Here is a 13087-nt window from a genome sequence, read left to right as displayed (position 1 = left end):
ATTTCGAAATTTGTATAGTAAATTGTACAAGTAAACATTCCAATGGTGCGCATCGACATTTATTCCCGGGTATAATAAAGTACTTTTAGGACGTTTAACTATTTCACCACAAAAACTGAGTAATGGATTTGATTTTACTTGATGCAGCAGCAAGCCTTGCAGAAGGACAAACAATGGAAAAGACCCCTGTTATTTCTATACTACTGAAAGGCGGTGCTTTTTTAATCCCTATTATACTGATGTCATTTGCAGGTATCTACATTTTTGTTGAGCGCTACCTCACCATAAAAAAAGCCTCAAAAATCGACAAGGATTTTATGCCGCATATTCGCGACTATGTAGTAAACGGGAATATTGCTGCCGCAAAGTCTTTGTGTCAGCAAAACAACGCCCCGGTAGCCCGCATGATCGAAAAAGGAATTATGCGCATCGGAAAACCATTGAAAAATATTGAAGTTGCCATTGAAAATGTGGGCAAGCTCGAAATATTCAAACTGGAAAAAGGCCTGGCACTTTTAGCCACAATTGCCGGTGCAGCGCCAATGCTCGGATTCCTCGGAACCGTTACCGGAATGATCAAATCCTTTTACAGCATGGCCAATGCAGGAAACAATATGGATATTGAAGTATTGGCAGGTGGTATTTACGAAGCACTGATCACCACAGCAGTTGGTCTGACAGTTGGAATTATTGCATTTGTAGGCTATAATTTACTGGTAGGAATGGTTGACAAAGTGGTGCACAATATGGAAGCCACCACCGTTGATTTTATTGATTTACTACAAGAACCGGCATCATGAACCTGAGATCGAGAAATAAAGTGAGTGCAGCATTCAATATGTCTTCCCTGACAGACATTATTTTCCTGTTGCTGATATTTTTTATGCTGACATCCACATTGGTCAACCCCAATGCATTGAAGCTTTTATTGCCCACATCCGACAATAAAACCAAGGCAAAAATGAACCTCACCGTTTCCATTGACAAGGATCTGAATTATTACATAGGAAAAGACAAAGTATCGCTGAATCAAATGCCAGGGATGTTGCGGAATGAATTAAAAGACACACCTGATGCTACTGTCGTGCTCAGTGCAGAGCAAAGCGTTCCCATTCAAAATGTAGTACAGGTAATGAATATTGCCAATGATTTAAAAATCAAAATGATATTAGCCACCCAGCCTCAGAAATGATTCAAAACGGAGCAAATATAGCATGGCACTCAACTGAGCGCAAAAACAAGAGAAAAGGAATGATCACTTCCACGATCATTCACTTACTTTTATTGCTATTGTTTTTTTTCATTGGCCTGTATCATAAAGAACCACCAGATCCAGAACAAGGGGTATTGATCAATTTCGGCACAGTGGATGAAGCCGCAGGTGATGTTCAACCTACAGCAAAAGAGCCCGCTGCCGAGGCTGTGGAAGAAGTGGAAGAGGAAGTGGTGGAAGAAACCGAACCGGTAGAGGAAGTGCCCGAAGAAATCCCAGTGGAGGAAGTTGAAGAAATTGAAACTGAAGAAGTTCCGGAAGAAATTGTTGAAGAAGTGGAAACGCAAGATGTAGATGAAGCACCTGCCATTGAAAAACCGGAAGAAAAAGTAGAAGAACCGGTGGAGGAGCCCAAAGAAGAAAAACCAGTTGAAAAAGAACCCGTAAAAGAAACAAAAGAGGAAGAGAAAGAGCCGGTAGAAGAAGCGAAAGAACCTCCAAAGGAAAAGCCAGCAGAAAAGAAAGAAGAACCCAAACCCGAAGTGGACGATAGGGCAATGTTCAAAGGCAGTGAGGCAGAAGAAAATAAAGAAGGCAGCGATGGAAACAAGCAAGGCAGTGGTGACCAGGGAGCAGAAGATGGTAGTCCCGATTCAAAAAATTACGATGGAGATAAAAGTTACGGACTTGGAAACGAAGGCGTGGGCTACGACCTGGAAGGCAGAAGCCTGATGGGTATCCCACCTATTAAGGACCAATCACAGGAAACGGGTATTGTGGCTGTGCGCATTAAAGTAAACCGCAATGGTGATGTAATCTCGGCATCATATACCAGCAAAGGTTCCACAACTACCGATGCACATCTTATTAAATTGGCTGAAGAAGCTGCCAGAAAAGCAAAGTTCAATTCAGATTCCAATGCCTCTGAAGAACAGTTTGGGATTATTACCTTTACGTTCAAATTGCGTTAAATCAGGTAATATCCCATAACTTCTTATTATTACTCAAGATAAAATTCTTGACCTCAAAACAATTTCATAGATTTATATAAATTGAGCGTTTATGGAAAGCATACAAATTGACATATTAAACCCAAAAGCCAAAAATCTTTTAAAGAATTTGGCAGACTTAAATTTGATTAAGATCAATAAAGAAAAAAACAAGCCAGACTTTTCTACCCTTCTAAAGAAATTAAGAACTAAATCCAAAAGTGATATCAGCCTCGATGAAATAACAAAGGAAGTTGAAGAAGTGAGGAAATCCCGGTATGAAAAGTAAGAAGATTATCCTTGATACAAATCTTTGGATTAGCTTTCTAATATCCAATAAATTTAATCAACTCGATAAGTTGATTGAAAAAAATAAAGTCCGCTTGATTTTCTCTGAAGAGCTTCTTGAAGAATTCACTGAGGTGGTAAGCCGTCCTAAATTCAAGAAATACTTTTCATCTAAGGATATAGAAAAATTATTAGACAGTTTCAATCAATACGGAGAATTGGTAAATATCAAATCGAATCTTCAAGTTTGCCGAGATAAAAAAGACAATTTTTTACTTAATCTGTCAGTTGATTCCAAGGCTGATTATTTAATTACGGGAGATAAAGATTTATTGGTTTTGAAAGAAATTAAAAAAACTAAAATTCTAACCTTTACTGACTTTATTCAGTGTTTGAAACAAACATAAATCTTACAATATGAAATTCCGTGTTTTTGATTTTATAGTATTAATATGAATTATCCCCAAACACTGGACTACCTTTATGCCCAGCTTCCAATGTTTCAGAGAATAGGTGCTGCTGCTTTCAAAAAAGACCTGGGAAATACTATAAAACTCATGGATGCACTGGCTAATCCCGAAACGGCATTTCCATGCATTCACATAGCCGGAACAAACGGCAAAGGAAGCCTGGCCCATATGCTCAGTGCCATTTTTCAATCGCATGGCTACAAAACGGGGCTTTATACCTCTCCACATTATTTTGATTTTAGGGAAAGGATAAAAATCGATGGAAAACCCATTGATGAGCAATTCGTCATTGATTTTACAGCAAAGATCAAAAAGCAGATCAGCGATATACAACCTTCCTTTTTTGAACTCACAGTAGCAATGGCCTTTGATGCTTTTAGGCAAAAAAAAGTAGATATTGCTATTATAGAAACGGGTTTGGGCGGTCGTTTAGACTCCACCAATGTTGTGGACCCCCTGCTTTCCATCATCACCAATATTGGCTACGATCACATGGAATTTCTGGGCGATACCCTAGCATTGATTGCAGGGGAAAAAGCGGGGATCATTAAAGAAAATACGCCTTGTTTGGTGGGGGAAATATTGGCGGAAACAAAACCGGTTTTTGAGAGAGTATGCAAAGAGAAAAACGCAGCACTTTATTTGTCCAATCACATTTTGGAGATAAAAAACTTTGATGCAAAATTGCAGGAAAGTTCATTCGAGGTACTCTACCAAGATGGCGAAACACAGAATGCACAAAGCAATGAACTTCCGGGCTCTTATCAGCAATACAATATCCGCAATGCATTGGCAGCCGTAGAAATCATCAATGAAAAATACCCCGAATGGAAATTGAACCGAAGCAAAAGCATTGAAGCCATTTGCCAAACCCGCAGCTTGAGCGGATTGATTGGCCGCTTTCAGAAAATTCAAGATACTCCGCTTTTTATCTGCGATAGTGCGCACAATGCCCATGGCCTAAAAGAGGTGATGCAGCAAGTCAATACCGAATCTGTAAATTACGATAAGGTGCATGTTGTTTTTGGAGTGGTTCAGGGCAAAGACCTGAGCGCTGTTTTACCCTTGCTCAACAAAAATTTTCAGTATTACTGGTGTGCTGCTCAAATACCAAGGGCCCTTCCTGCTAAAGAGCTACAAGAAAAAGCTAAGCATTTCGATCTTAAAGGGGAAAGCCATCCTTCAGTATCAGATGCCGTAAATGCAGCAATGAAAAATGCCGGGGAAAAAGATTTGGTTTTTGCAGGCGGCAGCATCTTTACAGTGGCTGAGATTCCGCAGTTGAGTAATTTATAAACTAAAACCAAGCTTCTCACTTACTGAATTTTGGTTTTTGGAAAGATCAAAATACTCCAAATAATGGTCTTTGGAAAGATCAAAATGGAATTTAAAAAAACCTATGCAAACTTCCTATTCACTCCCGACTCTCCTTCTTTCGAATCCCATTTTCCGGGACGGTTGTTGAAAATGATAAAGGCCAGTTCTGAAAGTTTAAAGTAGTATTGTCCGTCTTCTTTCTTGATTTCGGACAGATTGTTCTCTTTCAAATATTTAGAAATATCGCTTGCATATTCGCTATTGCCAGGAATCAATTTCAAATGATCATTGAGCGGTAAGAAACCATTTGTGTCTTCCTCTATGGCAAAACGGATCAATTGCCGGGTCTCATCTTTCACAGCAGTAGAAACAAAATCAATACCATTCACACTGATACAAGCCATAAATGCACCTTCAGAATTACAGGCTGATGCATTCTTCAAAAAACCGGCTGCTTTAAGCGCATAGCCAAAGCTTATCATGGATGTTTCCGAGCTAATGCCTTTTTGCTCTAGAAAATCATTGATGTTTTTGTAAGTATCTGGTTGCTCCATATAAGACTCAAACAACCACTCCAATACCTGAAATTTTAAAGAATTCGTGTTCATAAGGCTGTTTCATTTTACTGTGTCTAAATCTAACACAATAAAAACCAAAATAGTTAACAACAAGCAAAAAAAATCATAAAGAAATTGTTAAAACAAGAGCAGCTTAATCAAAATGAAATATCCGTATAAAATAAAAACAGGGTATGCATGTGAATATCACAGATGCGATTGACGATAAAGAATCCTGTAGAAATCCCTCCTAACTTTAGCCAAAACATGATACTTCAATTTCCAATGCTCTCTTTCTTTCTTGTTATATTTTTTCAAAAATTATACGTATCTTACTGTCTATTGTCTGATAACCTTTATAATTCATGTAAAACCCCAAGATCATGGAAAAGAAACATTATTCCAATGGAGAAATCACTGTAATTTGGCAACCCAAAAAATGTCAGCATTCTGGCGTATGCGTCAAAACACTGCCCAAGGTTTACAACCCCAAAGCAAAACCCTGGATCTCAGTAGAAAATGCCAGTACTGAGCAATTAATAAGCCAGATCAACAAATGCCCCTCGGGAGCTTTGAGCTATAAGGTAGATAAATAAACTGTACATTTTTGGTGAAAAAGCACAGTCTTTTCGATGTCGGGAAAATCATTCCAATAAAAAACCCAATACCTTGAAAAACAAAGCATTGGGAAATTTCTATGCGGAGAGTGAGGGATTCGAACCCCCGGACCCTGTTACAGGTCAATGGTTTTCAAGACCACCGCAATCGACCACTCTGCCAACTCTCCGGTGCAAACATACGAATAGATTTCATTTTGCAAAAGACCGCCTCGGTATTTTTGAGAGAAATACTTTATCAAGATGATTTACCCTGTAATTTTAAACCAAAATGAATCACCTGCCCTTATCTGAGCCAATACATCAATTGAATTTTCTTGCATTTGAAGAATTCTGGGATAGCCGCCACTCACCTGCGCATCGCGCATCAAAATGATCAATTTACCAGAGGGAGTAAGCTGCACCGTTCCGGGATATACGGGGGCTGTGAGAATTTCATTCAGTTGATTGGGCAAAGATTCTTTCAGTTGTATGCCCATCCGATTTTGCTGTGGTGAAATGCTAAAAGTCTGTGACTTAATGGTTTCTTGTTGCTTTTGGGTAAGTTGTTGCCATTCCGGGCCGGGGTAAAATTTCAAATTTTGTGCTTTTACATTATCCCTATTGGGCTGAACATGTGCATTCGATGGCTCAATGGGTTTTTCATTTTCCGTGTAATGTAAAATATTTCCTTTCTCTAATTTTTGCTGTTGCGTAATGCCCAGATAAAAACTGCGGCTGCCCAATACTTTTTCTGTAAGAAATCCCCCTTTTATGCCCAGATAAAGACGCACGCCAATATGTGCAGCACCGATTTTAAGCACATCACCGGGTTTAACACTTGCCGGCTGATTAATGGCTATGCTTCTTTCATTGATTTTTATTTCTGCCTGAGCCCCTGTTACCACAATTTGTGTGGCTGCTTCAAAAGCAACGTGTGGTCCTTTTAGCGTAATTTCCAGACATGCTGCATCGGCATTGTTTCTCAGCAAATGATTGGCCAATCTGAAAGCTGTCATATCCATCGCCCCGGAAACCGGCACTCCCAGGTGGGCATATTCAAAACGCCCCATATCCTGAATGCTGCTGTAAAATCCGGCTTTTAAAATGTGCGCTTTAGCCATTGACCACCTTGCTTTTAATTTTGTATTTGCCTTGCTGTACCAATGATTCTATCTCTGAAAATTCATTGAACTCAATAGCGCTAAAACGGATTATATCTCCTGCACGGGCAAAAACATGTTGATTGGCATTGAGCTCAAAAATTTTGATTGGAGTCTGCCCAATCACATGCCAGCCACCGGGACTGTCCAACGGATAAACCCCTGTTTGCTTGCCACCAATGGCCACACTGCCTTTTTCAATTTTTCGATCGGGCACCGCTTTTCTTGCTTGATGCAATCGGGCATCAAGTCCACCGAGGTACATAAAACCCGGCAAGAAGCCGAAAAAATACAAGAGATAATCCCTGCTGCTGTGCAGTGCTATCAGCTCTTGTTTGGGAAGTTTTTTTGTTTTTGCAAATTCCGCCAAATCCTTTCCCTCGTACAAAACGGGAATTTCCCAGCATTTTCTTTCTCCTATCTGAAATTTTTCCTTTTTAGCATAAAGCTTTTCAATACTGCTTTTCAGCTTTTTGAAATCAATCGCATCATCAAAAGCCAAACTCAAATGATGATAGGTGATGCGCATATTTTGCACTGGAATATCCGCTGCTTTTTCAATGGCATTTTTCAATTTTAAAATGTCAAAAAGTATGGCTTCACTGATTTCAGCAGGCCAGATAATTTCAAAAATATATGGAGAAACTTGTCTGTATTTCAGCGAAAAACTCATACAACAGTAATATTTTCCTGTAATAAAGCAGCTTTCAAATGCCTGAGCAATTGCAGGGCAGCCGGATTGTCTCCATGCACACAAACTGTTTCCGCCCGAATTGAACGCAATGTTCCGTTTATGGTTTTTACTTGTTGGTCTTTAACCATGCGCAATACATGGTCGGTAACATTTTGTGGATCGTGAATAACTGCCTGTTTGTGACTTCTGTTCAATAAATCCAGGTCATCATTATAATTGCGGTCGGCAAAAACTTCATAGCTGGTTTCAAGTCCTTTTTCCTGGGCAATTTCAGCCATGAGTGAACCAAAAGGTGCATAGATTTTACAATGGTTGAACTGATTTTTAATCAATTCACAAACAAGATTTGCTGTTTTAAAATCAGAATTGCTCAAATGATACAATGCACCGTGTAATTTTACATGATTCAATTTTTTGCCCGATCTTTTGAGCATTTGTTCTACACATGTTATTTGCTCAAGCAGGCTGTCAAAAAGCGCTTTGTCTTCAATGGTCAATATTTTCCTGCCAAAATTATCCCGGTCGGGAAAAGAAGGATGTGCCCCGACTTTTACCTTGTGCTCAAGTGCATTGCAGATGGTTTCCTCTATGTCGTCAATATTGCCGGCATGTGCCCCGCAACACACATTACAACTGCTGATCAAGGGCAGCAACAAATGATCGTTTCCGCTGCCCTCTCCCAGGTCGGCATTCAGGTCTATGCTTAATTTGGGATGCCTTTTTGATGCTTTTGACATTGCTGTGTAATTTGCGTTGCAAAAAGATAATAATAAATCATTTTATAGCAACAAATTTCTCAATATTGTATTTTTGTAGTTCGGTCAAAATGAGTTTATAATTTTTTAAGTGGAACTTAGCTATATTGTTATTGTTTTAATTAAATGCCTTAAATGCTATTAAAATGAGGATTGAAATACCAAATCAACTATTAGAAAAATCAGGGTTGACTCATGATGTAGTATTGTTAGAACTCGCTTTGATTTTATTTCAAAGAGAAAGTGTCACTCTAGGTCAAGCCAGCGAAATAGCCGGTTTACATCAATCTCAATTCCAAAAAGAACTCGGAAAAAGGAAAATTCCAATTCACTATGATGTTGAAGAATTTGAACAGGACTTAAATACTATTAAAAACATTAAATAATTGGTAATAATCAGCGATACTTCTACTGTATCCAATCTAATTCAAATTGGCGAGCTAGACCTTTTAAAAAAAATGTTTGGCAGTATAATAATCCCTCCTTTTGTAAATAAAGAAATTAGAGCTTTAGAAACCTTTAATATAGATATAGAAGCATACCGAAAAGCCAATTGGATAACCATTAATTTCCCAAAAAATAAAGAAGGCCTATCAGTTCTTTTAAATGTTTTAGATAGGGGTGAGTCTGAAGCAATTATTCTAGCTCAGGAAATGAATGCTGAATATTTGTTGATAGATGAAAAAATTGGAACAAGAATAGCAAAGGATTACGGCTTAAATACAATTGGTTTGCTTGGCGTTCTGATTAAATGTAAAGAAAAAGGGTTTATCGATAAAGTGAGACCAATTATAGACAAACTTAGAAATGATGCTGGTTTCTGGCTAAGCGATAAATTATACAACAGAATTCTTCAAGAAATAGATGAAAAATATCAACAATAAATTAATTCGGTTGATAAATAGCTTCAGCAGCCTTATAAATGGCTTCCTTATCAAAAGTCATTTTTTTGTGTTTCATTTTAGAGTACAAAGGCATTTGATCGGTATAGTGTGGACTGCCCGGTGTATTTGATGCGCCAAAAGGACTCACCGTATGAAGTTCAGGCCCGTCTTTGGTAAATTTCACCATTTGGATATAGGAATCGCCCACCCAGGAGCGGTACTTCCCTTCATCTCCATAGGCCCTGGGATAAGCCGCACGAATTACATCAGGGCCTCCGCTAATTGGGTATTCCTCTCCTCCCCTTTCCAACTTAAACCAATCGCCAAGCGGCACATCTATTCTGCCGAAATATTGCTTCATGTGATTTTGGGCTGCTTCCAGATTTTCCAAAATCCATTCACGATTTGCTATTCTATCCACCGCAATGGTTTCCATAGGTTTGCCGGAACTCTTGTACATTTTCAACATGCTAAGGGTCAATAATGCTGCCGCCCGATTTTCTTTGTTAAATTTTCTGTCCCAGCTTTGAATCAAGCGCAAGCCCTCAGCAACTTTAGGATATCGTTCAGGCTTCAGGGTCATAATCTGTTGAATGGAAATGGGTCTGTGAAAAACCATCGTATCGCTGGGATATTTTAAATCGTACTTGATGTCCATAAAATCCTGCCAATCCACACCGTCATAATTTTTTATCAATTCCTTGATGCGCTCTCCCCTGTTTGTAATGCGCAGATCAAAACCCATTGTAGGATCGTAATCAGCGGGGTCAAGGTCGCATTCTTCTTTGCTCAGGTGAAAAGCTGAATTATTGGAATTGTACAAAAACCCACATTCAGGGTTGAGCAATTGCGGCAGGTCTTCTACCGGATGGAATTCGGTCCACAAAGTAGCGGAAGTATCTCCGGGCAAAACTTTTTGCCAATCGTAATTTGGATTTCGAATGGGCACCAGACCATTGCTCAGATTGTAAATGGTGTCGTATTTATCGGCATATACAATGGTCATTCGGCTCTGCTGCTGCATATCCAGTACATCTCTAAACTCGCTGAAGTTCTTTGTCTTGTTCATCCGGTACCATTGCTCGGCAGCGCCAAGCCTCATATTCCCAGCCATTCTGATGGAATAAACCCCATGATCCGTTTTTAAGGTTGGGCCATACACGCTGTTCCAGATTTTCCTTTTCACCGGAATCTTCAAACCGAAATTTGGAAATATTTTTACGCGCATTTTGGCTTTTTCCTCTTCCAGCTCCAGCCATTCCCCATCAAAATAATACTTGTTTTTTTCTTCGGGATGCATTCTCAGTTTATACACATCAGTCAGGTCGAAATAATTGACCGTGTGCGCCCAGCCGAGGTATTCATTGGTGCCGTGAAAAACGGCCGGCCCACCGTGAAATGTTCCGCCAATGATGTTCCAGCCTTCTTCAGAACACAAATGCACTTCATACCAGGAAAGCGGCCCTTCCAGTGGCTGATGCGAATTTACCGCCAGGTAGGTATTCCCGTCTTTGGTCATTTTAGAATTAAAGGCAAAGGCATTGGAGCCCACGCCCTCGTCAGGAATTTTTTTCACTATTGTGCCATCAAGAATGCTGGTAAGCACTTTGTCAATACCTGACATCAGCGACATTGAAAGCACAAAACCCACTGCCATATCCTTGGGCTCAACCGGAAAGGCTCTTTTGACAAATACCTTTTTGGGGTTTTCGCTGGCATATTGATTGACGGCCTGCGCATAAGCAGCAATCATATCCCTGAATTCAGGACTGAGATCGGTTTCATATTTTTCATCAACCACTTCCCGGGCACGCAGCAATTGCACGGCATAATCTATTCGCGCTCCCTCTTCTCCCAGGTGCATGCCCAGCATGGCTTTGGATGCAAGGATCGACCATTGCAGGGTTTCAAAATCATCTTCGCAGGTGGTCCAGGCAAGCCCGTAAACCACCTGTTTGTCGGTGGGCGCAAAAATATGCGGCACTCCAAAAGAATCGCGGACAATATCGATCTGGCTTTTATCGACTTCCGTCCATTGCGGAAGGTTCTTTTTGGCTTGGGAAATTTGGGGAAATAATAGAATAAAAACAGTTAGGGAAAGCAATAGCTTTAGCATCTTCATTTACGGTAATTTACTTAGGTTTTTTATCAAGACAATTGAAAAGTTAAAATGGTTGGATGATAGGCGAAAAAATAATGATTCGCCCTAAAACAAGTGTGTGATTTTGAAGCACTTTCTTGTCTGCCCTTTCCTACCGCAGCTAAGCGGAGCTAATTACGCCCCGTGTATGCTTCATCATATAGCACGTAATATTTATGTCAACTTCATGTTTTGGTTCAATAATTCTACCTGAAAGTTGATTTTGGCATTTAATGCTTTAAATACTTTCAAGATTGTATCAAAACGAGCATCAGTTAAGTGGTTCTCTATTTTGGATATTTGAGCTTTTTGAACACCGACCATCTTCCCCAATTGTTCCTGGGTCAGATTTCTTTCTTTACGAGCATTTTTTATGGCTTCACCAATCAAATCCATTCTCAGCTCGTATTCATATATTTCACGTTTTTTAGTCCCTCTTTTTCCGAGGTATCGATCTTTCACTTCATCAAAACTGTATGTTTTCATAACTATTTATTTTTAAAATATTCAAGCATTATTTGAGTGGCTTTTTCTATTTCCTTTTTTGGAGTTTTCTGGGTTTTCTTAACTATCCCGTGAGTCGCAACTACAATTGTTATTTGTTTGTCAGTCTTGTCCCAAAAAGCAAATAATCTGTATTGTTTTTTATTGTACAGCGTTCGAAATTCCCAAATCTCACTGGTTAGTTTTTTGAAAAGTTTACTGTCGTCCTTGACCTTAGATTTATCAATATTGAAAAGAATTTTATCCCTTGCTTTTTCTTCCAGTTTATCAAGAAAAATCAACACTTCTTCAGAAAACTCAACCTTGAATTTTTCTGTCATATCAATGCTTTTGTTAAAGATATAAGTTTCCTAATTAAGAAACAAATTTTTTAAATTTTATCCTGCCGCAAAATTTAGGTGTGAAAACAATAGCTTTGGAAGGTGTTGTGTTGTTGTAAGTCTAAAGAATCAGGGTTTAAACCTAAACTCCATCATCACCGGCAAATGATCAGAGGCAGTGCCAAAATCTTCCAAGACCTTAAAATCAATTTTCTCGATTCGATCAGCGGTGTAAAAAATATAATCCAGTTTAACATCCGGATTGTCTGCCGGAAAAGTAGCTTTTACCTTTTCCTTTTCAATAGGATAATAAGCTAAGGATGCGGCTTCCAAATCTTCGGTATCCAGGAAAAAACTGATTGTTGGTTCCTGTTTTTGTCCGGGCACATCGCTATATATCGGGTCACTATTGAAATCACCTGCCAGTATCACCGGGTAATCTTTGGCATATTGCCTGAAATAGCCCAAAACCTTTTTGGCCTGTGCCACCCTTGTATTCTGATCATAGGCTTCTAGGTGTACATTCATCAGAATCAATGGCTGTCCATCAATATCAATTTTAGTGATTTGCAATAAGCGGTCGATATAAAAAGCCTCGCGGTAATAAGGCATTTCCGGCATTTGCAATACAATGCGTTTGTCCTCGAGAACCGGGTAACGACTCAAAACAGCCTGCCCGGAAAGCAGCTTTCCAAAATGGAATTTGGGTGGCCAATAGGGAAACGGCAGATAGTTTTTGTCCCAATTGATCTGCCGGGCAGCATAGGCAAAACCCGTATTACCGGCAATGGCCTCCAACTGATCAATATTATACGATCTTTTAGCCCTGTAATCTATTTCCTGGAAAGCGATAAAATCAGGTTGCAGCTTATTTATCTCCGCATTTACATTTTCAAGATTGGATTCAAATAATTCAGACTTGCGCTCCACTGCAAGATTATTGCTCATTCCCGATAAATAGCCAATATTGTAGCTGATTATCATATAAGTCCTGTTTTCTACAAGCTCATTCCTGCCCTGCTCCTTATTTTCCCACTTGATGACCTGGGAATATTGGGACTGATCTACACTTCCAGAACTGCTCCAAAAGTAAAATACTACTATAACTGCAAAGACAATCAGAATAAAAAGTAGTAAAAACAGTATCAATCTATATAACATTTAGCAGCTCGTTTACAAAGTAAGAAGTCCTGTATA

Annotated in this window: 17 protein-coding genes and 1 tRNA gene; 9 read left to right on the top strand and 9 right to left on the bottom strand. The window is 39.3% G+C overall.

What is annotated here, in order from left to right; all coding sequences use genetic code 11:
* The first annotated feature begins 122 nt into the window (after nucleotides 1-122).
* The 6 genes from WD048_16160 to WD048_16135 all read left to right on the top strand — a co-directional run bounded on the left by WD048_16160 (nucleotide 123) and on the right by WD048_16135 (nucleotide 4256).
* Entirely contained in the window at nucleotides 123-800 is a 678-nt protein-coding gene (locus WD048_16160; protein MEX0813753.1) for a MotA/TolQ/ExbB proton channel family protein, read from the top strand.
* Nucleotides 797-1192: a biopolymer transporter ExbD gene (locus WD048_16155; protein ID MEX0813752.1), complete on the top strand. Its 396-nt coding sequence runs from the start codon at nucleotides 797-799 to the stop codon at nucleotides 1190-1192. The genes WD048_16160 and WD048_16155 overlap by 4 nt, the downstream gene beginning before the upstream one ends.
* On the top strand, nucleotides 1189-2184 hold the full coding sequence (locus tag WD048_16150) for an energy transducer TonB (GenBank protein MEX0813751.1): 996 nt from the start codon (nucleotides 1189-1191) through the stop codon (nucleotides 2182-2184). The genes WD048_16155 and WD048_16150 overlap by 4 nt, the downstream gene beginning before the upstream one ends.
* A gap of 91 nt (nucleotides 2185-2275) precedes the next feature.
* Nucleotides 2276-2491: a hypothetical protein gene (locus tag WD048_16145; protein MEX0813750.1), complete on the top strand. Its 216-nt coding sequence runs from the start codon at nucleotides 2276-2278 to the stop codon at nucleotides 2489-2491.
* A complete protein-coding gene (locus WD048_16140) occupies nucleotides 2481-2897 on the top strand; it encodes a putative toxin-antitoxin system toxin component, PIN family (GenBank protein ID MEX0813749.1) in 417 nt (138 codons plus the stop codon). The genes WD048_16145 and WD048_16140 overlap by 11 nt, the downstream gene beginning before the upstream one ends.
* Before the next feature lie 45 nt (nucleotides 2898-2942).
* Complete coding sequence (locus tag WD048_16135) at nucleotides 2943-4256, top strand: folylpolyglutamate synthase/dihydrofolate synthase family protein (protein ID MEX0813748.1); 1314 nt, start codon at nucleotides 2943-2945, stop codon at nucleotides 4254-4256.
* A gap of 101 nt (nucleotides 4257-4357) precedes the next feature.
* Here WD048_16135 and WD048_16130 read toward each other — a convergent pair whose 3' ends face one another.
* Complete coding sequence (locus tag WD048_16130) at nucleotides 4358-4885, bottom strand: hypothetical protein (GenBank protein MEX0813747.1); 528 nt, start codon at nucleotides 4883-4885, stop codon at nucleotides 4358-4360.
* 332 nt (nucleotides 4886-5217) lie between these two features.
* On the opposite strand from WD048_16130, the gene WD048_16125 reads away from it, so the two are divergent.
* The gene (locus WD048_16125; GenBank protein ID MEX0813746.1) at nucleotides 5218-5430 is read left to right on the top strand and encodes a (4Fe-4S)-binding protein; all 213 of its coding nucleotides are present in this window, start codon (nucleotides 5218-5220) and stop codon (nucleotides 5428-5430) included.
* A gap of 104 nt (nucleotides 5431-5534) precedes the next feature.
* Here the strand turns inward: WD048_16125 and WD048_16120 are convergent.
* The 4 genes from WD048_16120 to pxpA all read right to left on the bottom strand — a co-directional run bounded on the left by WD048_16120 (nucleotide 5535) and on the right by pxpA (nucleotide 8024).
* A tRNA-Ser gene (locus WD048_16120) sits at nucleotides 5535-5621 on the bottom strand.
* A gap of 78 nt (nucleotides 5622-5699) precedes the next feature.
* Nucleotides 5700-6554, bottom strand: coding sequence for a biotin-dependent carboxyltransferase family protein (locus WD048_16115; GenBank protein ID MEX0813745.1), 855 nt, complete (start codon nucleotides 6552-6554; stop codon nucleotides 5700-5702).
* Nucleotides 6547-7266, bottom strand: coding sequence for a 5-oxoprolinase subunit PxpB (gene pxpB / locus WD048_16110; protein ID MEX0813744.1), 720 nt, complete (start codon nucleotides 7264-7266; stop codon nucleotides 6547-6549). Before pxpB ends, WD048_16115 begins: the two co-directional genes overlap by 8 nt.
* Complete coding sequence (pxpA, locus tag WD048_16105) at nucleotides 7263-8024, bottom strand: 5-oxoprolinase subunit PxpA (GenBank protein MEX0813743.1); 762 nt, start codon at nucleotides 8022-8024, stop codon at nucleotides 7263-7265. The genes pxpB and pxpA overlap by 4 nt, the downstream gene beginning before the upstream one ends.
* Before the next feature lie 164 nt (nucleotides 8025-8188).
* Here pxpA and WD048_16100 point away from each other — a divergent pair, with 164 nt between their 5' ends.
* Nucleotides 8189-8428 (top strand): UPF0175 family protein, encoded by a 240-nt coding sequence (locus tag WD048_16100; GenBank protein MEX0813742.1) that lies wholly within the window; start codon nucleotides 8189-8191, stop codon nucleotides 8426-8428.
* The gene (locus WD048_16095) at nucleotides 8429-8926 is read left to right on the top strand and encodes a DUF3368 domain-containing protein (GenBank protein ID MEX0813741.1); all 498 of its coding nucleotides are present in this window, start codon (nucleotides 8429-8431) and stop codon (nucleotides 8924-8926) included.
* Between the two features lies 1 nt (nucleotide 8927).
* On the opposite strand, the gene WD048_16090 is transcribed toward WD048_16095, so the two are convergent.
* The 4 genes from WD048_16090 to WD048_16075 form a co-directional block, all read right to left on the bottom strand.
* Nucleotides 8928-11048 (bottom strand): penicillin acylase family protein, encoded by a 2121-nt coding sequence (locus WD048_16090; GenBank protein MEX0813740.1) that lies wholly within the window; start codon nucleotides 11046-11048, stop codon nucleotides 8928-8930.
* A 192-nt stretch (nucleotides 11049-11240) separates the two neighbouring features.
* Nucleotides 11241-11552 carry a helix-turn-helix transcriptional regulator gene (locus tag WD048_16085; protein ID MEX0813739.1) on the bottom strand — a complete coding sequence of 104 codons (312 nt, stop codon included), beginning with the start codon at nucleotides 11550-11552 and terminating at the stop codon, nucleotides 11241-11243.
* Between the two features lie 2 nt (nucleotides 11553-11554).
* The gene (locus WD048_16080; protein ID MEX0813738.1) at nucleotides 11555-11890 is read right to left on the bottom strand and encodes a type II toxin-antitoxin system RelE/ParE family toxin; all 336 of its coding nucleotides are present in this window, start codon (nucleotides 11888-11890) and stop codon (nucleotides 11555-11557) included.
* Between the two features lie 129 nt (nucleotides 11891-12019).
* The gene (locus WD048_16075; protein ID MEX0813737.1) at nucleotides 12020-13039 is read right to left on the bottom strand and encodes an endonuclease/exonuclease/phosphatase family protein; all 1020 of its coding nucleotides are present in this window, start codon (nucleotides 13037-13039) and stop codon (nucleotides 12020-12022) included.
* Between the last annotated feature and the right edge of the window lie 48 nt (nucleotides 13040-13087).

The sequence above is a fragment of the Chitinophagales bacterium genome, assembly GCA_040877935.1.
Classification (GTDB): Bacteria; Bacteroidota; Bacteroidia; order Chitinophagales; family CAIOSU01; genus JBBDNB01.
Note: the sequence above shows the minus strand (reverse complement) of the source record. Positions and strands in the feature narration are given on the sequence as shown.